Origin of the sequence: Streptomyces sp. BI87 (genome assembly GCF_025957665.1) — a bacterium.
Lineage (GTDB): Bacteria > Actinomycetota > Actinomycetes > Streptomycetales > Streptomycetaceae > Streptomyces > Streptomyces albidoflavus.
Map to the genome: position 1 here is coordinate 5,499,675 of NZ_CP110079.1, position 23,264 is coordinate 5,522,938.

The following is a 23,264-nucleotide window of genomic DNA, read 5'->3' on the forward strand; positions in this document are numbered from 1 at the left end:
TCGGCATGCCAACAAATCCGTCTACGCTGAACCGGCACCAGGACACGCCGCCGACCGAGGAGAACCACCCGATGCCCGCACACCCCCCGGCCCTGCCCCCGGTCAGGCTCACCTCCGAGGCGGAACTGGCGCGGGACGCGCTCGCCACCCCACTGCTGGGCCGCGCCGTGCGGCTCGCCCGCTGGGCGGGACCGGCCACCGGAGTCGGCGCCGGCGGCGAACTCCTCGACGACCAGCTCTCGGCGGCCGCCGAGGCGCTGGGGCTGCCCGCCGACGAGGAGGGCGAGGCGCTGGCCGGCGAGGCGTGGCGGGTCGCCGTGGACACCGGCCTGGTCACCGTCGAGGACCCGCAGGAGGGCCCCGGCGGTGAGGAGACGCCCGGCACCGCCGAGGCCGGGCCCGAGCTGGCGCTGCTCACCGGCGGCAGCCCCCAGGACGTGCTGGGCGTCTGGGAGGCGGCCCTGGAGACCGTCCTCGCCGACGCCGCCGTACCGGACCTGGAAGGGCTGGCCGAAGCGGTCGAGGCGGGCGGGGAGTTCGACCTCGACGCGCTGGACTGGGATCCCGAGGCCGAGGAGGAGCTGCTCGAACTCGCCCTCGCCAACCTCTACACGCTGACGCTGACCGCCGGTGCCGAGGCCGGCACGCCGGTGCCGCTGCCCGCCCTCGCCGCCACCATGGTCGCCTCGGACGAGCCGATGGGCGAACCTTCCGACGAGGTCCTGGAGTTCGTCTCCGACGCGATGATGCGGCTGGACGACTACTTCCGGGCGCTGGAGCCGGTCGGGCTGGTCGAGTTCTGGCCGGTCGACGAGGAGCTGATGGCCGACGCCGACGAGGAGCCCGGGGCGCCCGAGCCGGAGGAGGACATCAGCCGCTACGGCATGGTCCGCCTCACCGCCCTCGGCCGCCACGCGCTGCGCCTGCGTCTGGCCGAGGCCGGTTACGAGGTCCCGGTCGTCGGCGACCTGGCCGGCAAGGGAGCCGACGCCCTCCTCGACGGGATCGCCGGCTACCCGCCGGAGGCCGTCCGCGACGAGCTGGCCGCCTGGCTGGCCGGGCGCGAGGCCCCCGTGGCCGCCCGCGAACTGCTCGCCGCCGCCCGGGGCGCCGACGAGGGCGCGCCGCTGCGCCGGCTCCGCTGCCAGGAGGCGCTGTCGCTGGTCGGCGGCGAGGCGGAGGGCGCGCTGCGGGAGGTGCTGGACGATCCGGAGCTGGGCGGGCTCGCGCGGGTGTGGCTGGCGGAGCGGGGCGCCGGTGACGTGCCGCCGCCCTCGCAGGGGCTGGTTTTCTGGCTGACGGTGGACACCATCGCGGCCCAGCTGGCGGCCGAGGGCAACTCCGAGGAGCTTCGGGCCCTCGTGGAGGGCCTCGCCGACCAGCACAGCGGCTTCTTCGACGCGGCCTGGCGGGTGGAGCACCCTGCCACCGCCGACGTGCTGGAGGCGATGGGGCGGCTCCACCCGGACCGCAAGGTGGCGAAGGTGGCCCGCAAGGCCGCCTTCAAGGCGCGGTCACGCCAGGGGGCGTGACACCAGGGGGGGCGCCAATTCCCGTACTGAGGAACGCTTCTGGCGGACCCCCGGAACGCGGCGGCGGCCCGGACCAGTGAAGGTCCGGGCCGCCGCTGTCGTGTGTGCCCGTGGGCCCGTGGGCGTGCGTGGTGTCGTCCCGTCCGTCCCGGCGCCCGGCCGGGGGGGCGTCAGGCCGCTTCGACGATCTCGTCGCGGATGGCCGCCGCCCACTCGGTGACCAGCCGCTGGTACTCCGCGGCCTCGTCAGGGGAGAGGGAACCGCCCGCACGCAGCCACAGGCCGCGGATCTGCTCGTTCAGCACGGCTGCCGTACGTCGTGCGGGGCCGGAATGAGGGTGGTTCGTGGACATGCGGCCAAGCCTAGGGGAAAGAACTGACGTTCCGCCACGGAGCAGTCACTGATCGCACCGAGACACGGCTGTGACCTGGGGGTTCTTCGTGGGGATGCTGTGAGGATCACATTCGCGGCCGGTGTAGGGCGCCGCCGTGCGGGGCAGGGCCGCCCCTCCAGGGCGCATGTGGGGGCGCACAGGGGTGTGGGGGCGCATGGTCCGGTCGTGCGGTGCGGAGGGCCGGGGCGGCCACTGTCGGCCGCCCCGCGGTGGCGAAGCCCTGCGGGCTTACGCGGCCTCGGGCTCGCCGGTGTTGACGGCGGTCGCCCACTCCTCCACCAGCGCCTCGTACTCCGCGCGCTGTGCCGCCGTGAGCCGTCCGGCAGAGCGCAGCATGAGGGCGCGGATCTGCTCGTTGATGACGGACGGGGGGCGCACGCGGGCGGTTACGGGGATGGAGGACATGTGAACAGAGTAGGGGCTCCGTGTGATCCCTCGCTGCGTATTGTCGGTCACCGAAGTGGCAGCCCCGTTCGGGAACCTGCTCTGACCTGCGCATACGCGTGAATTTCGGCCCCCTGGCGGCCGATTGTGACGTTCGACGCCTCACTGTCCCGGCGCGTTACGCGCGAAGGCTGCGCCCCATGGCGGAAAAGCGTCGTTCAGGGGCGGATGCGGGACCAGGCTGGACGGTACGGGTGGCCACCGACGGGCGCGGGGCGCGGGAGGTCGCGGCGGAGGTGGCGGCGCTGACGGGGTGGCTGGGATGAGGCGGTGGGCGGGGGCGCCCGGGGGGGCCGGCGCGGGGCCCGGACGGACGACGGGGCGGCACCGGCGCTGCTCGCCGGTGCCGCCCCGTGCATCTGCCGGGTGGGGCGCGCTACAGCGCCTGCGCGCCCGGCTTCACCATGCCGCGGACGGTGCGGGACTTCACGAAGTCGCCGATGGCGGTCATCTCCCACTCGCCGGAGTACTGGCGGATCAGCTTGGCCATCAGGACGCCGGTCTGCGGCTCCGCCGAGGTGAGGTCGAAGCGGACCAGCTCCTCGTCGGTCGCCGCGTCGACCAGGCGGCAGTACGCCTTGGCGACCTCGGTGAACTTCTGGCCGGAGAAGGAGTTGACGGTGAAGACGAGGCCGCTGACGTCGGCCGGGAGGCGGCCGAGGTCGACCACGATGACCTCGTCGTCGCCGCCGCCCTCGCCGGTGAGGTTGTCGCCGGAGTGCTTGACGGCGCCGTTGAGGATCGACAGGCGGCCGAAGTAGCAGCTGTCCAGCTGGTTGCGCTGCGGGCCGTAGGCGATGACCGAGGCGTCCAGGTCGATGTCCTTGCCGCGGAAGGCCGGCTCCCAGCCCAGGCCCATCTTGACCTGGGAGAGCAGCGGGCGGCCGCCCTTGACCAGGGAGACCGTCTGGTTCTTCTGGAGGCTGACCCGGCCCTTGTCCAGGTTGATCTTGCCGGAGCCGGGAGCGGGGGCGGCCGGGGCGGCCTGCGGGGCGGCGGGCGGCGGCGTCGACATGGCGGCGCGCGGGTCCGGGGCGGCGGGCGCGGGTGCCGGGGCGGCGGCGGGTGCCGGGGCGGCTGCGGCCGGCTCCTCCTCGACGCTCACCCCGAAGTCGGTGGCGATGCCGGCCAGGCCGTTCGCGTACCCCTGGCCGACGGCGCGGGCCTTCCAGGCACCGTTGCGGCGGTAGACCTCGACGACGACGAGGGCGGTCTCTGCGCCGAGCTGCGGCGGGGTGAAGGTGGCGAGCACCTGGCCGTCGGCGCCGCGGACGGTGGCGGTCGGCTCGATGCCCTGGAAGGTCTGGCCGGCGGCGTCCGGGCTGGCCGTGACCACGATCTTCTCGATCTGGGCCGGGACCGACGCCGTGTCGACCACGATCGCGTCGGGGGCGGAGCCGCCGCCCGAGCGGTAGGTGACACCGGCGCCGGTGGGCTGGTTGTAGAAGATGAAGTCGTCGTCGGAGCGCACCTTGCCGTCGGCGGTGAGCAGCAGGCCCGAGACGTCGAGCCGCACCGGGGCGGAGACGTCCACCGTCACGGTGGTGGCGGTGAGAGGGATGTTCGAGCCGGGGGTCATAGCTGTCATGCCTGGAGGAACGAACGACCCCGCTTTGCCGTTCCCTTACCTACGCGGAACTTCTTCCGCTTCCCCCGAACGGACGCCCCGCCCCCGCGCCACCACGGCGGCACAGCCCAGGGCCGCCGCCCCGGCGGCCGTCAGGAGCACCCGGTGGTCCGTGACCGCGACCAGCCCCGCTCCCGCCACCAGCGCCACCGCGTTCGGCGCGTACAGCAGGGTGTGGACCCGGCCGGCTGTCACCCCGAGCCGGTCGGCGGGGGTCTCACGCTGCACCGCCGTGAGCGCGGCGATCAGGACGCAGGGCAGACCGGCGCCGATCAGCAGGCTCCCGGCCAGCACCGGGGCGTCGCCCGGCAGCGCCCGCGCCGCGACGCCCAGCCCGAAGAGGGCGCAGCCCCCGGCGGCGAAGCCCCGCTCGCCGAGGCGTCGCAGGAGCGTCCCGGCGGCGAGGCCCGTCGCGACCGACCCGGCGCCCTGCACCGCGTACAGCACCCCCGCCCAGCTCGGTGCGCGGCCGAGCCCGGTGTCGACCACGGCGTAGAGGCTCGCCCCGTTCACCCCGGCGAGCAGCATGGTGCAGGCTCCGGCGGTCACCAGGGCGCGCAGGGTGGGGGAGGGCGGCAGCAGGGGGCCCCGGGGGTGGTGGCGGGGGCGGGGTTTTGAGGCCGGGTCCGGGGCGCGGAGCAGGGTGTACAGGGTTGCCGCGCACAGGAAGGTGAGGGCGTCGAGGAGGGCGACGGCGGGGCCGCCGTACCAGGTGAACAGGGCGGCGCCGGTGAGCGGGGCGAGGAGCTTCATGCCCTCGTTGGCGGTCAGGCGCAGGCCGTTGAAGGCGCCCAGCACGCGCGGGTCGAGGGCGGTGGCGGCGAGCGCCGTGCCGGCCGCGTCGTGGACGGTGCCGCACACCCCGTACAGCGCCAGCACGGTGAGGATCAGCCACAGCCGGCCGGGGGCGGCCGTGGCGGCGAGGAGCAGGAGGAGTGCCGCGGCGGCGAGGTCGGTGGCGACGAGGAGGTGGCGGCGCGGGAAGCGGTCGGCGAGGGCGCCGAGCCACGGCGCGGCGGGGACGGCGGCCCACAGGGCGGCGGTGGCCAGGGCGGCGAGGCTGTCCGAGGCGGTCAGCTCCTTCACCCAGACCCCGGCCACCAGGGCCGTCGCCGAGGAGCCGAAGCCCGAGACGAGGACCGCGCCCAGGATCAGGGACGCCTCCCGGTCGCGGAGGAGGTGGCGCGCGGTGCGCGGGGTGGTGGTCATGGGCGCAGGGTGGCGGGGCAGAGGGCGGCGGGGCATCAGGCAGATGCCGCGGTGGCGGAGGGCCGAGGGGACCGGTTACGGCCCTGAGGAGGGTGCCCGGAGCCGTCGTACCGGCTAAGGACCCGTCAGGCCCGCCTCGTAGGCGGCGATGACGGCCTGGGTGCGGTCGCGGGTGCCGGTCTTGGCGAGGACCGCCGCCACGTGCGACTTGACGGTGGCGGGGCCGACCGTGAGACGGGCGGCGATCTCCGCGTTGGTCAGGCCGGTGGCCATCAGGCGCAGCACCTCGCGTTCGCGGTCGGTGAGCCGGCCCGCCCACGGTGGTTCCGGGGCCCGGCGCGGGCCGTGGGCCAGGGCCAGCGCGCGTACCGAGGACGGGAAGAGCAGGGTGTCCGAGCGGGCCACCACGCGGACCGCGTGGAGCAGGGTCTCGGCCTCCGCGCGCTTCAGCAGGAAGCCGGCGGCGCCCGCGCGCAGGGCCGCCAGCACGTGGTCGTCGTTCTCGAAGGTGGTCAGGACGAGGACGCGCGGTGCCCGCTCCCCGCCCGCAGCCAGGACGCGTTCGGTGGCGCGGATGCCGTCGACCTCCGGCATCCGGACGTCCATCAGCACCACGTCCGGGGCGGTGGCCCGCACCACGGAGACCGCCTCCGCTCCGGTGGCCGCCTCGCCCACCACCTTCAGGCCCGGTTCGGCGTCCAGGATGGCGCGCAGCGCGGTCCGCACCATGCGTTCGTCGTCGGCCAGGACCAGGCGGATGGTCATCGGGTCTCCTCTCCGGTACGGGGGACGGGCGCGGCGCCCGTCGGCAGGGTGACCTCCAGGACCCAGTCGCCCTCGCACGGCCCCGCCATGGCCGAGCCGCCGAGCAGCCGGGCCCGTTCGGCGACGCCCGCCAGACCCCGGCCGCCCCCGTCGGACGGGCCCGGGGGAGCGGGCGGGAGCGGCTGGGCGAGCCGTACCGACAGCCGGGACGCGGTCCGCTCCAGCCGCAGCAGCACGGGCGCGCCGGGGGCGTGCTTCAACGCGTTGGCCAGCCCTTCCTGCACGATCCGGTACGCCTCCCGGTCCAGCGGCGGCGGCAGCACGCCCGGCAGCGGCGCCCCGCGCACCGTGACCCGGCACCCCGCCGCCCGGGTCCGGTCGAGCAGCGCGGGCAGCCCCTCGGCGAGGCCCGGCGCGGCGGTGCCGGGATCGGGGCCGCTCTCGCGCAACACGCCCAGCACGGCGTCGAGTTCGCCGACGGTACGCCGGGCCGTCTCCTCGATCGCCGACAACGCCTCCCCCGCGAAGGCGCGGCCCCCGCCGGCGGGCCCGTCCAGCAGTCGGCGGGCCGCCGTGGCCTGGAGGGCGATGGCGCTCAGCGCGTGCCCCACCGAGTCGTGTACCTCACGGGCGAGCCGGTTGCGCACCGCCAGCTCCGCCGCCCGCCGCTCGGCCCGCTCCAGCCGCTCCCGGGGCGAGGGCCCGAGCAGCACGGGAGCCGCCCGGGCCAGCACCGCGCCCGCCCCGGCGGCCACGCCGGCCAGCGCGGCCAGCAGCGCCAGCCCCGCGATCGGCGTGAGGTACAGGGCCGGACCCGCCGTGGGCAGGGTGTACGGGGAGCGGGGCCCGGGACGCACCACGGGCAGGGCCAGCAGCAGCACGGCGAACGGCGGCACCGCCAGCGTCGCCCCCGCCACCACACCGCCCAGCCCCAGGTGCAGCACGTACCAGCAGGCCGTGCGGGACCGGTCCACCCGGCCCCGGGCCGGCCCGTCGGCCAGCGCGTCCGGTGCCGCACCCGTCAGGCCCCGTGCCAGCGCCACCGCCGGTGGCCGCGCCGCCGGGACCAGCGCGGTGACCGCCACCAGCGGCAGCGCCAGCGCGAAGGTGAGCACCAGCGCGGGCGGATCGGTGAAGAAGTCCGGGACCCCGAGCAGCGCCAGCACCACCGTCCCCACGAAGAGGAAGTACGGCATCAGCAGCGCCCCGCCCACCACCAGGTGCAGCCACCGCCGCGCCGCCTTGGCCGTCATACGGACTCCGCCGCACCGGCTTGCCCGGTCCGGGTACGCAGGAAGAGGAGCAGGGCGACGCCGGCCGCGGCGCCCACCAGGGTCCGCGCCACGTGGACGAGGAGCGGCAGCGCCGACGTCTGGTCACCAGCCGCGCCCGTGACCATCGGCAGCAGCATCCACAGGGCCCAGCACAGTGCGGCCCCCGAGCCGAGCCAGGCCGCCGCCAGCGGTACCGCGAGCGGCAGCCGGCGCGGGCGGCGCCAGGTCAGGCCGAGCGTCCCGGCGACGGCCAGCAGCAGGGAGCAGGCGTGGGCGGCCGCGACGATACGGCTGTCGACGGAACCGGGCCCGTCGAGCCCCGTCCCGGACCCGGCCGCCCACGCCAGTTGCAGCGCCAGCGGGAAGGGTGTGAGGACCAGTACGCCCGCCCCGAGCGGGAGCAAGGCCGCGCGTGAGCCGCCCGGCCTGAGCTCGCCCAGCCGCCCCCGCGCCGCCCCGGCCCAGCGGCGCCCGGTGTACCGGAGGAAGAGGGTGGTCAGCGCCAGGGCCTGCACGATGAAGCCGCCGTAGACCACGGCGAAGACCCAGTTGTCCAGGAAGGGTTCGGCGTCGGAGGTGGTGCCGGAGTCGCCCGCGCCGAATGCGCGGGCGACCAGCTGGGCCGGGTAGCCGAGGACGATCGGGAGCAGCAGCCCCGTCGCGATCCACACCGGGACGAGCAGCAGCCACCCGGGTGCCCGCAGGCCCCAGGGCCGGAGCAGGAGGAGGACCAGTACGATCACGGCGCCGTCCATCACCACCGTCCCGGCGTTGGCGAGGCGCAGCACCAGGGTGTGGTCGAGCAGCGGGCTCTCCGGCGGGATGCCGAGCGAGCTGCCCGCCACCCAGGCCGTTTTCAGCGTCAGGTAGGGGAGGCAGGCGAGGGCTGCCACCCAGGCGGCGACGTGGTCGAGGCGGCCGGGCGGGGCAGGGGAGCGGAGGACGGCTGTGCCGTGGTCGATGGTCATGGACTCAGCCTCGCGAGAGGCGTTCGCCGCCACGTCCTCCACCACGGTGAACCGGCTCCGCCGCGCGGGGGAGGGGGGCGGGCGGAGGTCGGCCCGGAGGGTGAGGCGGGGCACTCGCGGTCCGGCGGTGCGGGCCGGGCCCGGCCTCGTTCGCCCCGTCAACTCCCCAGCCGCGTAAGCCCCGGCACTCCGCGTCTTCGTCGTCTGTCCCCTCACCCCGGCAGTCTCTCGCACCCCCACCCGCGCCGACCAGAGGCTTCCGGGGCGGGCGCCCCTTGACCCCCGCGAGCGGCCCCGCATAGCCTCCGCGCCCAAGAGCTCCGCCACCAGGAGCCCTGTCCCCCATCTGACGAGACCGCACCCCCGATGTGACCGCGTGCCCGGTACGGACGGCGCCGTCGGTTGTGGCCCGTACCGAAGGAGCCCCGCCGTGGCAGCAGCAGCCGTATGGAGCGTCGACCCCCGGACCGGCAAGGAGCGGGAGCAGGTCGCCGTGGAGGCGAGCGGGGCCGAGGTGGACGGGGCGGTGCGCGCCGCCCACGCCGCGCGGGGTGCCCTCGCCGACCGTGCCGTACGCGCCGCGCTGCTGCGGGCGGCGGCCGACCGGCTCGACGGCGCCCGGGCTCATCTGGTGGAGGCCGCCGACGCCGAGACCGCGCTCGGGCCGGTCCGGCTCGACGGTGAACTGACGCGAACGACCAGCCAGTTGAGGAGCTTCGCCGACCTCGTCGACGAGGGCGCCTTCCTCGGCATCCGGATCGACCACCCCGACCCGGCCGCCGCACCGCCCGTCCCCGACCTGCGCCGCATGTGCGTGCCGCTCGGCGTGGTCGCCGTCTACGCGGCCGGGAACTTCCCCTTCGCCTTCTCCGTCCCCGGCGGCGACACCGCCAGCGCCCTGGCGGCCGGCTGCCCCGTCGTGATCAAGGCCCATCCGGACCACCCGGCCACCTCCGAGTTCGTCCTCGCCCTGCTGCGCCGGGCCGCCGCCGACACCGGCGTCCCCCCGGAGGTCTTCGGCCTGGTCCACGGCTTCGACGCGGGGGTCAGCCTGATCGGCCACCCGCTGCTCGCCGCCGCCGGGTTCACCGGATCCGTACGCGGTGGGCGCGCCCTCTTCGACGCGGCTGCCGCCCGGCCCGTGCCGATCCCCTTCCACGGCGAACTGGGCAGCCTCAACCCGGTCCTCGTCACCCCGGGCGCCGTGGCCGAGCGGGCCCGGGAGGTCGCCGAGGGGCTGGCGGCCTCGATGACCTCGGGGACCGGCCAGTTCTGCGTCAAGCCCGGACTGGTGCTGGTTCCGGCGGGCGAGGACGGCGACAGGCTGGTGACGGCGCTGACGGCGGCGGTCAGTGACACCGAGGCTGGGGTCCTGCTCGACGCGCGCATCCGGGACGCCTTCCTCGCCGGGGTCACCGAACGGGCCGCGCTGGAGGGCGTGGCCACCCCGGTGACGCCGGGCGCGGCCGGCGAGCACACGGTGGCCGCCGGATTCCTCACCGTGGACGCCGCCCGGCTCGCCGCCGAGGGCCCGCACGACCTGCTCCTGGAGGAGTGCTTCGGGCCGGTCACCGTCCTCGCCCGCTACGACGGGCCCGCCGGGGCCGAGGCGCTGCTGGCCCGGCTGCCCGGCAACCTCACCGCCACCCTGCACCTCTCCGCCGCCGAGGAGCGCGGCGAGGGCGACGCGGCAGCGCTGCTGGAGCGGCTCACCCGCCTCGCCGGCCGGGTCGTCGTCGGCGGCTGGCCCACCGGGGTCGCGGTCGCCGACGCCCAGCACCACGGCGGCCCCTACCCGGCGGCGACCTCGACGGCCACCTCGGTCGGCACCGCCGCCGTGGAGCGCTGGCTGCGCCCGGTCGCGTACCAGACCACACCCGAGGCGCTGCTCCCGCCGGAGCTGCGGGACGGCAACCCGCTGGGGCTGCCCCGACACGTGGACGGGCGGGCCGAGCAGGGGGCCTGAGGGCGGCCGGGGGCTCGTCAGGGCCGGTCCGGAATGCACCGGTCCGGCCCCGCGTTGCAGCAGAGCGGAGGCACCCTCCGTACCCTGGTGTCCGCACGCCCCCGGGAGACCGCTCCCGCCACCCGACCCGCCCGGTCCCCGGGCCGAGGAGTTGAACCGCAGCCATGCGCGTCGAGATCTGGTCCGACATCGCCTGTCCCTGGTGCTATGTAGGAAAGGCGCGGTTCGACAAGGCGCTCGCCGCCTTCCCGCACCGCGACCGGATCGAGGTCGTGCACCGCTCCTTCGAGCTGGACCCGGCCCGCCCCAAGGGCGACCCCGAGCTGGTCCTGCCGATGCTCGCCAAGAAGTACGGCATGAGCGAGGCGCAGGCCGCCGAGGCCGAGCGGAACCTCGGCCAGAACGCCGCCGCCGAGGGCCTGCCCTACCTCACCGAGGGCCGCGACCACGGCAGCACCTTCGACATGCACCGGCTGCTCCACCTCGCCAAGGCGCGCGGCCGCCAGGACGAACTGCTCGCCGTGCTGTACCGCGCCAACTTCGCCGAGACCGGGACCGTCTTCGGTGACGACGAGCGGCTCGTCGCCCTCGCCGTCGAGGCCGGGCTGGAGGAGGCCGAGGCCCGCGAGGTCCTCGCCGACGAGCAGCGGTACGCCGCCGAGGTCCGCGCCGACGAGCGCGCCGCCACCGAACTCGGTGCCAACGGCGTCCCGTTCTTCGTCCTCGACCGGCGGTACGGCGTCTCCGGCGCCCAGCCCGCCGACGTCTTCACGCAGGCGCTCACCCAGGCGTGGGAGAGCCACGTGCCCGCCTCCGGGCTGGCCACCCCGGCCGGCGCCGAGGGCGGCGAGGTCTGCGGCCCCGACGGCTGCGAGGTCCCGAAGGGCTGACCGCGCGCCGGCACCGGCCCGGCCCGCCACCCGCTCCGGCGGGGCGGCGGGCGGGACCCGTACCACCAGGGACGGTTCGGCGGTCGCCGCACCATGGACGGCTGCCGCGCGAGGGTGCACAGTGGCCGCATGGATCTCGCCCGCAGCCTGGCCGAAGACGAGTTCAAGCCCTCCCTGACGCACCTGGCGACCGCCAGCACCGGCCTCCTGCCGCTGAGCGCGGCCCGGGCCGTGCACGAGGCGGTCGACGCCGCCGCGGCCGGCACCCCGCCCGACATGTTCGGCGCCCGGGACGCCGCCCGGGCCTCCTTCGCCCGGCTGGTGGGCGTCCCCGCCACCCGCGTCGCCACCGGATCGTCGGTGGCGACCTTCACCGGACTGGTCGCCGCCGCGCTGCCCGACGGCGCCGAAGTGCTCACCGCCGACGGCGACTTCAGCTCGCTGGTCAACCCCTTCCACGTGCGGCCGGGACTGACCGTGCGCACCGTGCCGCTGGAGCGGATCGCCGAGCACGTCACCGAGGCGACCGCCCTGGTCGCGGTCAGCGCCGTGCAGTCCGCCGACGGCCGCCGCGCCGACCTCGCCGCCGTCCGCGAGGCGGCCCGCGCCCACGGCGCGCGCACCCTGGTCGACGCCTCCCAGGCCGCCGGGTGGGACACCTTCGAGGCCGGCGCGTACGACTACACGGTCGCCGTCGGCTTCAAGTGGCTGCTCGCCCCGAAGGGCACCGCCTTTCTCACCGTCCCGGAGGAGCCCGGCGCCCTGTCCCCGCTGCTCGCGGGCTGGGTCGCGGGCGACTCCCCGTTCGACAGCTGCTACGGACCCGTCACCGACCTGGCCCCCGACGCGCGCCGCTACGACGAGAGTCCCGCCCCACTCGTCTGGACCGGCGCGCAGCACGCCCTCGCCCTGCTGGAGCGGATAGGGACCGAGGCGGTCGGCGCCCACGACGTGGCGCTCGCCGAGCGCTTCCGGGAGCGGCTGACCCGCGCCGGACACGCCCCCGTGCCGGCACCCGGCTCGGCCATCGTTTCCGTGCCGGGGCTGGGGGAGCGGGCGGCGGCCCTCGCGGAGCAGGGGATCACCGTCTCGGACCGGGCCGGGATGCTCCGGGCCGCCTTCCACCTGTACAACACCGAGAGTGATGTCGACCGGCTGGTGGCGGCGCTCGGCGGCTGAGCCGTGCGTTATCCGGCCTCGGGGCAGTCGCCCGCCCGGTCGCAGAGGTTGGCCTCCACCGCCGCCAGCAGGCGCGCCAGTTCGGCGCGGTCGGCGGGGGTGAGGCCGGCCAGGGCATGCTCCTCGAGGCCGGCCCAGGCGGACTCGACCTGACGGCTCAGGGCGCAGCTGAGCTCGGTCGCCTCGACGAGGACGGCCCGCCGGTCGGCGGGGTCGGGGGCGCGGGTGACGTGCCCGGACTGCTCCAGCCGCTGGAGGGTCTTCGTCACGGTGGAGGGGTCGAGTTCGACCGCCTTGATCAGGTCGGACTGACGGACCGGGCCGCCGGCCTCCCAGAGATGGCCGAGGACGATCTCCTGGCCCGGGTAGAGACCCGACTCGCGCAGCGCCCGGCCGGCGGCGGTCCGGTGCAGCCGCGCCACCCGGGTGACGAGATGGCCGACGGGCCCGCCGGGCAGGGCCGCGCCCCGCTCGGCGGGCCAGGTACAGGGGGCCTGCTCGGGGCCGGTCGCCTCGTTCATCCACGTCTCCTGCTGGGTCGTCCTCGTCCCGGTCTCCGCCCGACTATACCTTTGGTCGGCCAAGCAATGGGTTACAGTGACTCCCGGCCCAATTGATTGGCCGACCATGCAATGTGTCGGCCGGGGCCCCGCTCTGCCCGGAACCACTCGTTCCCCCACTGGAGACCGCCCGTGAGCACTGCCTTCGAGCCCCTCGACCTGTCCGGCACCAAGCTCCCGCACCGCATCGCCATGGCCCCCATGACCCGCAGCCGCTCCGGTGCGGCGGGCGTGCCGACGGCGCTGATGGCCGAGTACTACGCGCAGCGCGCCTCGGCCGCCCTGATCGTCACCGAGGGCATTCAGCCCTCCGCCGTCGGCCAGGGGTACCCGGACACCCCTGGCCTCCATTCGGCCGAACAGGTGACGGGGTGGCGCGCGGTCACCTCCGCGGTGCACGCCGCCGGCGGCCGGATCTTCGCCCAGCTCATGCACGCCGGTCGGATCGGCCACCCCTCGCTGCTGCCGGAGGGCGAGGTCAACGTCGCCCCGTCCGCGGTCGCCGCGACCGGCCAGGTCTACACCGCCGAGGGCCCCAAGGACTTCGTCACGCCGCGTGAGCTGACCGACGACGAGGTCCGCGCCACCCTCGCCGACTACGTCACGGCCGCCCGCAACGCGGTCGACGCCGGTTTCGACGGGGTCGAGCTGCACGGCGCCAACGGGTACTTGATTCACCAGTTCCTCGCCCCCGGCTCCAACCGCCGCACCGACGGCTGGGGCGGCTCGGTCGAGGCCCGCATCCGGTTCGCGGCCGAGGTCACCGAGGCGGTCGCCGCCGAGATCGGCGCCGCCAGGACCGCCCTGCGCCTGTCGCCCGGCAACGCCTTCAACAGCATCGAGGAGCCCGAGCCGGAGCCGGAGTACACCGCGCTGGCCGCCCGGATCGCCCCGCTCGGCCTCGCCTACCTGCACCTCGCCGAGGACGGCCCGGCCCGCCGGGCGCTCACCCTGCGCCTGCGGGAGCTGTTCGGCGGCCCGCTGATGCTGAACCCGGCCGACAGTCCGACCGGCCCCGAGGCGCTGGCCCTGGTCGAGGAGGGCACCGCCGACCTGGTCAGCTACGGCCAGCTCTTCCTGGCCAACCCGGACCTGCCCGCGCGGCTGCGCGCCGGGGGGCCCTTCAACGAGGCCCGGCGCGCCACGATGTACGGCGGCGGGGCCGAGGGGTACACCGACTACCCGGCGCTCTGACCCCCGCGCGGGGCGGAAAGGCCCGTAAACGCAACCGGACCGGGAGCGGCCCGCCTGTGGCCGCCCCCGGTCCCGTGGCCCGGGCGCCGTGTGCGCCGGTGCGTGATGAGTCCGCTGTCAGCGGCTCGACCGGTGTGCCTGCTCCACCTGGGTGAAGCGGGACGTCACCGGCTCACTTCACCGGAGTGAAGTCACGCGCCCCGATGAACTCCGGACGCCGCACCGGCGCCGCGAAGGGCTCCTCAGCAGCGTTCTCGACGCTGTTGAAGACGATGAACACGTTGCTGCGCGGGTACGGGGTGATGTTGTCCCCGGAGCCGTGCATGGCGTTGCAGTCGAACCAGGTGGCCGACCCGGCCTTGCCCGTGAAGAGCTTGATGCCGTGCCGGTCGGCGAACTCGGTCAGCACCTCGTCGGAGGGGATGCCCGCGTCCTGCATCTGGAGGGACCGCTTGTAGTTGTCCTTCGGCGTCACGCCGTTGCACCCCACGTACGTGCGGTGCGAGCCCGGCATGATCATGAGGCCGCCGTTGGTGTCGTAGTTCTCGGTCAGCGCGATCGAGACGGACACCGCGCGCATCCTCGGCAGCCCGTCCTCGGCGTGCCAGGTCTCGAAGTCCGAGTGCCAGTAGAAGCCGGAGGCGCCGAAGCCGGGCTTCACGTTGATCCGGGACTGGTGGACGTAGACGTCCGAGCCGAGGATCTGCCGGGCGCGGCCCAGCAGCCGCTCGTCACGGACCAGGCCGGCGAAGACCTCGCTGATCTTGTGGATCTCGAAGACCGAGCGGACCTTCTCCGACTTGGGCTCCACGATGGCCCGCTCGTCGGCCCGGATGAGCGGGTCGGCGACCAGCCGGTCCAGTTCGGCCCGGTAGACGCCGACCTCCTCGGGGGTGATCAGCTCCTCGACGGCGAGGAAGCCGTTCTCGTCGTACGACTGCAGGTCGGACCGCGTAATGGGTCCAGGGGCGTCCTGCGGGGACCACACCACGGGGTCCTTGCGCGGGATCGTCACCTCGGTTGCAGTCCGGCTCGGGTAGAGATCGGTGCGTTCCGACGCGACAGTCATGACTCAGTCCTCCTCGGTCAGCAGCGGGTAGACGCCGTTCTCGTCGTGGTCCTCCCGTCCGGTCACGGGAGGGTTGAAGACGCAGACACAGCGAAAATCTGTCTTCGGCCTCAGGGTGTGCTTTTCGTGGCCGTTCAGCAAGTACATCGTGCCGGGCTCGATCCAGTGGGTCTCGCCCGTCTCGCGGTTGGTCAGCTCGGCCTCACCCTCGACGCAGAGCACGGCCTCGATGTGGTTGGCGTACCACATGTCGGTCTCGGTGCCCGCGTAGAGGATGGTCTCGTGCAGCGAGAAGCCGACCTTCTCCTTGGCGAGCACGATGCGCTTGCTCTCCCAGGTGCCGGACGCCGACTTGACGTGCCGGTCGGTGTTCTCGATGTCCTTGAACGATCGGACGATCACAGTGTGGTCGTGCCCTTTCTTCCGTCGTTGTGTGTCAGGCCGTCTCTCGGACGGCGCGGGCGAGGATGCGCAGACCCTCGTCCAGCTCGTCCGGGCTCACGGTGAGCGGCGGCAGCAGCTTGACCACCTCGCTCTCCGGCCCGGAAGTCTCGACCAGCAGGCCCAGCTCGAAGGCGCGCTTGGAGACGGCGCCCGCGCGGGACTTGTCGGCGAACTCCATGCCCCAGACCAGACCCCGGCCGCGGATGGAGACGATGGACTCGCCGCCGTGCTCGTCGAGGATGGCGGTGAGCGCCTGCTCGACCTGCTCACCCCGGGCGAGGGTCTGCTTCTCCATCTGGCCGTCGCTCCAGTACGCGTCCAGGGCGGCGGCGGCGGTGACGAAGGCGGGGTTGTTGCCCCGGAAGGTGCCGTTGTGCTCGCCCGGCTCCCAGATGTCCAGCTCCGGCTTGAACAGGCAGAGCGACATGGGCATGCCGTAGCCGCCGATGGACTTCGACAGGGTGACGATGTCCGGGGTGATGCCCGCCTCCTCGAAGGAGAAGAACGGGCCGGTGCGGCCGCAGCCCATCTGGATGTCGTCGACGATCAGCAGCATGTCGCGGCGCTTGCACAGGTCGGCGAGGGCGCGCAGCCACTCGGGCCGGGCCACGTTGATGCCGCCCTCGCCCTGGATGGTCTCGACGATGACCGCGGCCGGGGTGTTGAGGCCCGAGCCCTGGTCCTCCAGCAGCCGCTCGAACCAGAGGAAGTCCTGGACGGTGCCGTCGAAGTAGTTGTCGAACGGCATCGGCGTGCCGTGCACCAGCGGGATGCCGGCCCCGGCCCGCTTGAAGGCATTGCCGGTCACGGCGAGCGAGCCCAGCGACATGCCGTGGAAGGCGTTGGTGAAGGAGACGATGGACTCGCGGCCCTTGACCTTGCGGGCCAGCTTCAGCGCCGACTCGACGGCGTTGGTGCCCGTCGGGCCGGGGAACATGACCTTGTACGGCAGGTCACGCGGGCGCAGCAGCACGTTCTGGAAGGTCTCCAGGAACGCGCGCTTGGCGGTGGTGCCCATGTCCAGGCCGTGGGTGATGCCGTCGCGCTCGATGTAGTCGATCAGCGCGCGTTTCAGCACCGGGTTGTTGTGGCCGTAGTTGAGGGCGCCGGCGCCGGCGAAGAAGTCGAGGTAGGTGTGGCCGTCCTCGTCGTACAGGTAGCTGCCCTGGGCCCGGTCGAAGACGGCGGGCCAGCTGCGGCAGTAGCTCCGTACCTCCGACTCAAGGGTCTCGAAGACGCTCAGGGCGGGCGGGGTGATGGTCACGACTGCTCTCCTGGGAGATGGGGGGTGAAGCGGGGCGGAAGTCAGGGATACGTGCGGAAGGGCGGCCGGGGGCTTACCTTCCGGCCGGACCTGGAGTTGCTGTGCGGGCGTTCGCGCTGGTCAGTCGGTGAACGGTCCGATGCGGTACAGCACCTCGGGGTCGTGCCCCCCGTCGGGGAAGAGTCCGGCACCGAAGAGGACCTCGCGCTCCAGCTCGGCGCCGTGGCGCTTGGCGTAGGAGGTGAAGAGGCGCTCGGAGGGCGTGTTGCCCGGGGTGATGGTGGTCTCGATTCCGTCCAGCCGCCCCTTCTCGCGGAGCCGGTCGGTGAGCCCGTCCAGCAGGGCGGCGGCGAGGCCGCGTCCGCGCTGCGAGGCGTCCACGGCGACCTGCCAGACGACGAGGGTGTGCGGGCGCTCGGGCCGGAAGTACCCGGTCACGAACCCGACCGGCTCGCCGCCGGCGTCGCGTGCCACCACGGAGGTGCCGGCGAAGTCGCGACACCACAGGAGGTAGCTGTAGGAGGAGTTGAGGTCGAGGGTGCGCGAGTCGCGGGCGATGCGCCAGATGGCTGCCCCGTCCTCGACGCCCGGGTGGTCCAGGCGCAAATCCTCTGGCATTTCCTTCATGGTGGATCGGCCACGTTCAAGGTCGGCTTGTGCGGCGGTCATGCAAATTGAATTTACCGATCGACTCTGAAAAATGCATCGCGGGTCGGGGTTACATGACAGCGCTTTCTGTGTTATCAGGCGCGGGGGTGCGCCTGCGCGAACGACCGTCCGAAGATGGTGATTTGTCCTGCATATAAGGTGCGAAACGGGCACCGTGTGGAGTCAGTCACAAGTGCGTAACGCACGCGTGACGCGTCCGAATTACGCGGTTTCGGTGTCCGGAAAATCGATGCGTTTAGCTTCGGGGAGAGCGGGCAGACGAATAGGGGAAGGTGAGAGCGAAAGAATTCGGAATTCCCTGTAATAGGTCTACCGATAAGAATATGGTTCGCTGTCCGCGCCGAAGTCGGTGCGGACTTCGGTGTGCCCGGGGACGGAAAAGCGCGACGGGCCGCCCCGCGCACGGCGTGAGCCGCGCACCGGACGGCCCGCCGGGGCCGGTGGGGACGGGGATCAGCCCGCGGGGCGCTCCCACGCCGCGGTCGCCGCGCGCCGCGCCGCGTCCGGGTCGACCGACCGGCCCGTGAGGTCGGTCAGCGCCGCCCCCAGCGCGGAGAGGCAGGAGTGGACCGTGGAGCCGGCCGCGGCCGTGCCGTAGTGGTTGACCCGGATCATCTCCTTGGCCAGCGCCCCGCCGCCCGCCACCAGCGGCAGCACCGGGTCCGCCGCCAGCGCCCGCGCCACCAGCTCCGAGGCGTCCACGCCCTCCGGCGCCCGCAGCGTGGTCGCCACCGGCGCCGCGTGGCGCGCCTCGCGGACGTACGGCGCGAAACCGCCGCCGAGCGCCTTCACGCCGGCCCGGGTGGCCGCCGCCGCCCGGGTGTGCCGGCCGATCACCGTCTCCAGGCCCTCGTCCTCGATCCGCTCCACGCACGCCTGGAGCGCCACCATCTCCAGCTGGGCGGGGGCGTGCAGCAGGGCGGTGCGGCCCGCGTCGATCCACCGCTCCTTCCAGTCCAGCAGCGAGAGGTACGAGCGGCGCGGTGCCCGCGGATTGGCCGCCATCCGCTGCCAGGCCCGCTCGCTCACCGAGACGGCCGAGACCCCGGCCGGTCCGCCCATCGCCTTCTGGGCGCCGATCACGCAGAGGTCCACGCCCCAGGCGTCCGGGAGCAGCGGCTCGGCGCCGACCGAGGCCACCGCGTCCACCATGAAGAGGGCGCCGTGCTCGCGCACCACCCGGCCGATCTCGGCCACCGGGTTGGTGTTGCCGGTCGCGGCCTCGGCGTGGACCAGCGAGACGAAGCTGGTCTCCGGGTGCTCCGCCAGCGCCTCGGCGACCTGGGCGGCGCTCACCGCGGAGTCGTAGGGCACCGCCAGGTCGACCACGCGCGCCCCGCAGTCGCGCAGCCAGTCGCCGAAGGTCTGCCCGTACGGGCCGGTGATCACGTTGAGGGCGGTGGTGTCCGGGCCCGCCACGCCGCGGATGCAGCCCTCCAGCGGCAGCAGCGCCTCACCCTGGGTGATGACGACGTCCTGCGCGGTGGAGAGCAGTGCCGCGACGCGGCGCTCGATGTTCGCGAAATGCGCGGCGGTCAGCGGGGTCAGGTCCAGGAGGGGGTGGGTCACGGGGGTGCTCTCTTCGCCGGTCGATCGTCGGGCTGCCGGTCCGAGCGTACCCACCGGGTCCTACGCTGCCGTGCATGAGCGAAGACATGGTGCTGCACGTGAAGGGCCGGATACTGGTCGGTCCCGAGGAGGCCAGGGACGAACTCTGGGTGGTGGGCGGGCGGATCACCTTCACCCGGCCGCCGGGCGCCCGCGAGGTGCGGACCGTCGAGGGGTGGGCGCTGCCGGGCCTGGTCGACGCCCACTGCCACGTCGGCCTGGACCGGCACGGCCCGGTCGCCGCCGAGGTCGCCGAGAAGCAGGCGCTCACCGACCGCGACGCCGGGGCGCTGCTGCTGCGCGACGCCGGTTCGCCCAGCGACACCCGCTGGATGGACGACCGCGACGACCTGCCCCGCGTCATCCGGGCCGGCCGCCACATCGCGCGCACCCGCCGCTACATCCGCAACTACGCCCACGAGATCGAGCCGGACCAGCTCGTCGCCTACGTCGGTCAGGAGGCGCGGCGCGGCGACGGCTGGGTCAAGCTGGTCGGCGACTGGATCGACCGGGGCGCGGGCGACCTGACGCCGTGCTGGCCCCGCGAGGCGGTCGAGGCCGCCATCGCCGAGGCGCACCGGCTCGGCGCCCGCGTCACCGCCCACTGCTTCGCCGAGGACTCGCTGCGCGACCTGGTCGAGGCGGGCATCGACTGCGTCGAGCACGCCACCGGGCTCACCGAGGACACCATCCCGCTCTTCGCCGAACGCGGCGTCGCCATCGTCCCCACCCTGGTCAACATCGCCACCTTCCCCGACCTCGCGGCGGGCGGCGAGGCGAAGTTCCCCGACTGGTCGGCCCACATGCGGCGGTTGTACGAGCGCCGGTACGACACGGTCCGCTCCGCCTGGGACGCGGGCATCCCGGTCTTCGTCGGCACCGACGCGGGCGGCAGCCTCCCGCACGGCCTGGTCGCCGCCGAGGTCACCGAACTGGTCACCGCCGGCATCCCGCCGCTCGACGCCCTCTCCGCCACGGCGTGGGGCGCCCGCGACTGGCTCGGCCGCCCGGGACTGACCGAGGGGGCCCCGGGCGACCTGGTGGTCTACGCGAGCGACCCGCGCGCCGACGTCCGGGTGCTGGCGGCGCCCCGCCGGGTGGTGGTCGGCGGCAAGGTCGTCGCCTGACCGCGAGAAGGGTGTTGACGGGCCGTTACGGGGGCCGGAGCAGCGTCGTTGTGCTCCGGCCCCCGCCGCGTCCTCGCACCCGCGTACGCCGTCCGTACGCCCCTCGGGGGGCCGGAAACGGCGGTCAGGGGTGACGTGGGGGAACGGCCGTGCCGATCGGGTCGAACGTCTGCACCAAAACCACCCTTTGGAGTGAAGTCGCCCCAGGTTGTCGCCCCTTCACCCGGAGTGCGTAAAGATTCCGGCAACGACGTCGTCGGCGGCCGCCTGTCCCCAGGCGCGGCCCCGGCGGCTCCATGTCTCTGTGGGGGTTTCACCATCTTGAACAGCACCAACTTCCGCATGCCCGCACGCCGTCTGGTGGCCACCTCGGCGGCCGGGCTGCTCGTCGCGGCACCGCTCGCCCTCGCCACGGCCACCACGGCCCACGCCACCGGCGACCACGGGCGGGCGGACGCGGTCGTCCTGCGCACCGGCCTCGACGTCTCGCTGCTCGGCAAGACCGTCAACGTCCCGCTGAAGGTCGCGCTCAACGAGGTCCACGCGCCGCAGAGCGCCGAGAAGACGGCGCTGACCGCCGAACTCTCCGGCGTCAACCACGGCAAGCCGTTCAGCGTGCTGACCGCCCAGGTCGCCGAGGCGAAGGCGACCGCCGACGCCCACAAGGCCGAGGGCCACACCACGCTGGCCCACGCCGAGGTCCACCTGCCGGGCCTGCCCCTGCTGCCGCTGCTGGAGGTCGAGAAGGTCACCTCCACCGCGCTCTGCGAGGCCGGGAAGAAGCCGGTCGCCGAAGCCAACGTGCTCGGCCAGGTCACCGTCCTCGGCAAGCGCGTCACCCTCACGGCGGGCGGCACCACCCAGGTCACGGTGGACGGCGTCGGCGAGGTCACCCTCGACCTCTCCAAGCGCCACACCACCACCTCGACCGCCGCGGCCACCGCCCTGGAGCTGAAGGTCGCCGTCAACCCGCTCAAGCTCGGCGTCGCCGAGATCGACGGCACCGTCACCCTCGCCGGAGCCACCTGCGAGCGCCCCGCCGCCCCGGCCCCCGCGCCCGAGGAGGAGAAGCCCGCCGCCGAGGAGGAGGCCGAGAAGCCCGCCGAGGGTTCCGGCACCGAGCAGGTGAAGACCGGGGACGACGGGGTCACCACCCAGACCGGCAAGGCCCCCGCCACCGAGAACCTCGCCGAGACCGGCGGCAGCTCCATGACGCCCTACCTCGCGGGCGGCGCCGTCCTCCTGCTCGCCGCGGGCGGCGGCGCCCTCGCCCTGACCCGCCGCAAGCGCGCCTGATCCACCCGCCGCACGGCACCAGGGGTGAGCCGTGCGGCGGGCCGGACCGGGCGGGAGCGGGGCGCGTGGGGCGCCCCGCTCCCGCACCGGAGGGGGCGGCCGCGTGGGGCGGCCGCCCCCTTTCTCCCCGGTGCGAGGGCTTCCGGCAGGCCCGATCGCCCACGCGGGCAAGGCCGTTACCCTTCCCGAATGGAAGATCTGGGGACCGTCGCCTGGCCGCCCACGCCGATCAGGACCGAACGGCTCGTGCTCCGCGCGTCCGAGGCCTGTGACCGGCCGGCCTTCGTCGAGCTGTACGCCTCGCCCGAGGTGCACACCTACCTCGGCGGCGCCCGGCCGCGTGACGAGATCGAACGTGCGGTGCCCGCCGTTCCCGCGCGGTGGCCCGGCAGCTTCGTCGTCGAACTCGACGGGACGATGGCCGGGCAGATCCTGCTCCGCCGGGCACCGGGGAGCCCCCGCCCGGCCGCCGAGGGCCTGGCCGACCTCGGCTACCTCTTCCTGCCGCACGCCTGGGGCCACGGGTACGCCACCGAAGCCTGCGCGGCCGTACTCGCCTGGTGCGACGGGGTGCTCCCCGGCGAGCCGTTGGCGCTCACCACCCAGAGCGCCAACACCGCCTCGCTGCGCCTCGCGGCGAAGCTGGGGTTCACCGAGGTGGAGCGGTACCAGGAGTGGGGCGCCGAGCAGTGGCTCGGCCTGCGGCCCCCTGTCACGCCGTCCCCCTGAGCCCGCCTCAGCGCCGCCGCGCCAGCGCCACGTCCAGCGCCCGCAGGAACGCCTCCGTCGTCGCCGCGTCCCTCACCGCCAGCCGCAGCCACGGAGGCCCCAGCCCCGGGAAGGTGTCGCCCCGGCGGACCGCGAAGCCGAGGGTGCGCAGCTCCTCGCGGACGGCCGCCGCGCCCTCGACCGCCATCAGCACGAAGGGGGCCTCGGCCGGGCCCGCCACGCGTACCCCCACCTCCGCGCGCTTCTCCAGGCCCGCCACCAGCACCTCCCGGTCCACCGCGATGCGTACGGCGGCCTCCTCGGCCTCGGCCAGCGCCGGCGGGGAGACGCACGCCTCGGCGGCGGTCAGGGCCGGGGTGGAGACGGGCCACAGGGGCTGGGCGGAGGTGAGGCGGGTGATCAGGTCCGGCTCGGCGAGGACGTAGCCGATGCGCAGGCCCGCCAGGCCCCAGGTCTTGGTGAGGCTGCGCAGGACGACCAGGCCGGGGAGGTCGGTGCGGCCGGCGAGGGCCTCCCGCTCGCCGGGGACCGCGTCCATGAACGCCTCGTCCACGACGAGGACCCGTCCGGGCCTTGCGAGCCGGGCCAGTTCACGCGCCGGGTGCAGCACCGAGGTCGGGTTGGTGGGGTTGCCGACGACCACCAGGTCGGCGTCGTCGGGAACGGCGTCCGCGTCGAGGCGGAAGCCGTCGGCCTCGCGCAGCAGCACCCGCTCCACCCGGTGCCCGGCGTCCCGCAGCGCCGCCTCCGGCTCGGTGAACTGTGGGTGCACCACCACCGGACGGCGTACCGGCAACGCCCGCGCCAGCAGGACGAACGCCTCGGCCGCGCCGGAGGTCAGCAGCACCCGCTCCGGTGCCGTCCCGTGCCGGGCCGCGACCGCCGCCCGGGCCGAGCGCCCGTCCGGGTAGGCGGCCAGTCCCTCCAGCGAGGCGGCGATGCGTTGCCGCAGCCAGGGCGGGGGCGTACCGGTGCGTACGTTCACCGCCAGGTCGGTCAGGCCGGCGCCGCGCACCTCGGCGTCGCCGTGGTGGCGCAGGTCGGGCTCGTCCATC

At 74.5% G+C, this 23,264-nt stretch carries 22 protein-coding genes; 8 read left to right on the forward strand and 14 right to left on the reverse strand.

The annotated features are described in order from the left end of the window. Positions 1-71 precede the first annotated feature (71 nt). The gene (locus tag OIM89_RS24495; protein ID WP_047469021.1) at positions 72-1,532 is read left to right on the forward strand and encodes a hypothetical protein; all 1,461 of its coding nucleotides are present in this window, start codon (positions 72-74) and stop codon (positions 1,530-1,532) included. Positions 1,533-1,702: 170 nt separating this feature from the next. Here OIM89_RS24495 and OIM89_RS24500 read toward each other — a convergent pair whose 3' ends face one another. The 7 genes from OIM89_RS24500 to OIM89_RS24530 all read right to left on the reverse strand — a co-directional run bounded on the left by OIM89_RS24500 (position 1,703) and on the right by OIM89_RS24530 (position 8,214). Beyond that, positions 1,703-1,885, reverse strand: a complete 183-nt coding sequence (locus tag OIM89_RS24500) for a hypothetical protein (protein WP_030695107.1) — start codon at positions 1,883-1,885, stop codon at positions 1,703-1,705. A gap of 270 nt (positions 1,886-2,155) precedes the next feature. Beyond that, positions 2,156-2,332 carry a hypothetical protein gene (locus OIM89_RS24505; RefSeq protein WP_010637046.1) on the reverse strand — a complete coding sequence of 59 codons (177 nt, stop codon included), beginning with the start codon at positions 2,330-2,332 and terminating at the stop codon, positions 2,156-2,158. Between the two features lie 415 nt (positions 2,333-2,747). Further along, complete coding sequence (locus OIM89_RS24510) at positions 2,748-3,950, reverse strand: TerD family protein (protein ID WP_037664953.1); 1,203 nt, start codon at positions 3,948-3,950, stop codon at positions 2,748-2,750. 45 nt (positions 3,951-3,995) lie between these two features. Further along, positions 3,996-5,207: an MFS transporter gene (locus OIM89_RS24515; RefSeq protein ID WP_226965098.1), complete on the reverse strand. Its 1,212-nt coding sequence runs from the start codon at positions 5,205-5,207 to the stop codon at positions 3,996-3,998. 114 nt (positions 5,208-5,321) lie between these two features. Continuing rightward, positions 5,322-5,972 (reverse strand): response regulator transcription factor, encoded by a 651-nt coding sequence (locus OIM89_RS24520; protein WP_047469017.1) that lies wholly within the window; start codon positions 5,970-5,972, stop codon positions 5,322-5,324. Then, positions 5,969-7,225: a sensor histidine kinase gene (locus tag OIM89_RS24525; protein ID WP_264491621.1), complete on the reverse strand. Its 1,257-nt coding sequence runs from the start codon at positions 7,223-7,225 to the stop codon at positions 5,969-5,971. The genes OIM89_RS24520 and OIM89_RS24525 overlap by 4 nt, the downstream gene beginning before the upstream one ends. Beyond that, positions 7,222-8,214 (reverse strand): histidine kinase, encoded by a 993-nt coding sequence (locus tag OIM89_RS24530; RefSeq protein ID WP_238469896.1) that lies wholly within the window; start codon positions 8,212-8,214, stop codon positions 7,222-7,224. The genes OIM89_RS24525 and OIM89_RS24530 overlap by 4 nt, the downstream gene beginning before the upstream one ends. Before the next feature lie 430 nt (positions 8,215-8,644). Here OIM89_RS24530 and OIM89_RS24535 point away from each other — a divergent pair, with 430 nt between their 5' ends. The 3 genes from OIM89_RS24535 (at position 8,645) to OIM89_RS24545 (ending at position 12,249) form a co-directional block, all read left to right on the forward strand. Beyond that, positions 8,645-10,180: an aldehyde dehydrogenase family protein gene (locus tag OIM89_RS24535; RefSeq protein WP_047469011.1), complete on the forward strand. Its 1,536-nt coding sequence runs from the start codon at positions 8,645-8,647 to the stop codon at positions 10,178-10,180. Between the two features lie 164 nt (positions 10,181-10,344). After that, positions 10,345-11,070 (forward strand): DsbA family oxidoreductase, encoded by a 726-nt coding sequence (locus OIM89_RS24540; RefSeq protein ID WP_047469009.1) that lies wholly within the window; start codon positions 10,345-10,347, stop codon positions 11,068-11,070. Positions 11,071-11,199: 129 nt separating this feature from the next. After that, a complete protein-coding gene (locus tag OIM89_RS24545) occupies positions 11,200-12,249 on the forward strand; it encodes an aminotransferase class V-fold PLP-dependent enzyme (protein WP_151169845.1) in 1,050 nt (349 codons plus the stop codon). 8 nt (positions 12,250-12,257) lie between these two features. Here OIM89_RS24545 and OIM89_RS24550 read toward each other — a convergent pair whose 3' ends face one another. After that, positions 12,258-12,770: a MarR family winged helix-turn-helix transcriptional regulator gene (locus OIM89_RS24550; RefSeq protein ID WP_030695054.1), complete on the reverse strand. Its 513-nt coding sequence runs from the start codon at positions 12,768-12,770 to the stop codon at positions 12,258-12,260. Between the two features lie 171 nt (positions 12,771-12,941). Here OIM89_RS24550 and OIM89_RS24555 point away from each other — a divergent pair, with 171 nt between their 5' ends. Next, positions 12,942-14,003 (forward strand): alkene reductase, encoded by a 1,062-nt coding sequence (locus tag OIM89_RS24555; protein WP_030695053.1) that lies wholly within the window; start codon positions 12,942-12,944, stop codon positions 14,001-14,003. A gap of 172 nt (positions 14,004-14,175) precedes the next feature. Here OIM89_RS24555 and thpD read toward each other — a convergent pair whose 3' ends face one another. From thpD to OIM89_RS24580, 5 genes are all read right to left on the reverse strand, one after another. Beyond that, positions 14,176-15,072 carry an ectoine hydroxylase gene (gene thpD, locus OIM89_RS24560; protein ID WP_023420017.1) on the reverse strand — a complete coding sequence of 299 codons (897 nt, stop codon included), beginning with the start codon at positions 15,070-15,072 and terminating at the stop codon, positions 14,176-14,178. 3 nt (positions 15,073-15,075) lie between these two features. Then, complete coding sequence (locus OIM89_RS24565) at positions 15,076-15,474, reverse strand: ectoine synthase (RefSeq protein WP_003947422.1); 399 nt, start codon at positions 15,472-15,474, stop codon at positions 15,076-15,078. 34 nt (positions 15,475-15,508) lie between these two features. Beyond that, complete coding sequence (gene ectB / locus OIM89_RS24570; RefSeq protein WP_030695052.1) at positions 15,509-16,780, reverse strand: diaminobutyrate--2-oxoglutarate transaminase; 1,272 nt, start codon at positions 16,778-16,780, stop codon at positions 15,509-15,511. A 120-nt stretch (positions 16,781-16,900) separates the two neighbouring features. Further along, the gene (gene ectA / locus OIM89_RS24575; RefSeq protein ID WP_037664945.1) at positions 16,901-17,407 is read right to left on the reverse strand and encodes a diaminobutyrate acetyltransferase; all 507 of its coding nucleotides are present in this window, start codon (positions 17,405-17,407) and stop codon (positions 16,901-16,903) included. 495 nt (positions 17,408-17,902) lie between these two features. Continuing rightward, positions 17,903-19,018: a pyridoxal-phosphate-dependent aminotransferase family protein gene (locus tag OIM89_RS24580; protein WP_030695050.1), complete on the reverse strand. Its 1,116-nt coding sequence runs from the start codon at positions 19,016-19,018 to the stop codon at positions 17,903-17,905. A gap of 74 nt (positions 19,019-19,092) precedes the next feature. Between OIM89_RS24580 and OIM89_RS24585 the strand changes: the two genes are divergently transcribed. The 3 genes from OIM89_RS24585 (at position 19,093) to OIM89_RS24595 (ending at position 22,209) form a co-directional block, all read left to right on the forward strand. Beyond that, a complete protein-coding gene (locus OIM89_RS24585) occupies positions 19,093-20,184 on the forward strand; it encodes an amidohydrolase family protein (RefSeq protein WP_047469002.1) in 1,092 nt (363 codons plus the stop codon). A 321-nt stretch (positions 20,185-20,505) separates the two neighbouring features. After that, complete coding sequence (locus OIM89_RS24590; RefSeq protein ID WP_030695048.1) at positions 20,506-21,480, forward strand: SCO1860 family LAETG-anchored protein; 975 nt, start codon at positions 20,506-20,508, stop codon at positions 21,478-21,480. A gap of 189 nt (positions 21,481-21,669) precedes the next feature. Beyond that, complete coding sequence (locus OIM89_RS24595) at positions 21,670-22,209, forward strand: GNAT family N-acetyltransferase (RefSeq protein WP_047468999.1); 540 nt, start codon at positions 21,670-21,672, stop codon at positions 22,207-22,209. A 7-nt stretch (positions 22,210-22,216) separates the two neighbouring features. Here OIM89_RS24595 and cobC read toward each other — a convergent pair whose 3' ends face one another. Then, complete coding sequence (cobC, locus tag OIM89_RS24600; RefSeq protein WP_047468996.1) at positions 22,217-23,263, reverse strand: Rv2231c family pyridoxal phosphate-dependent protein CobC; 1,047 nt, start codon at positions 23,261-23,263, stop codon at positions 22,217-22,219. Position 23,264 lies beyond the last annotated feature (1 nt).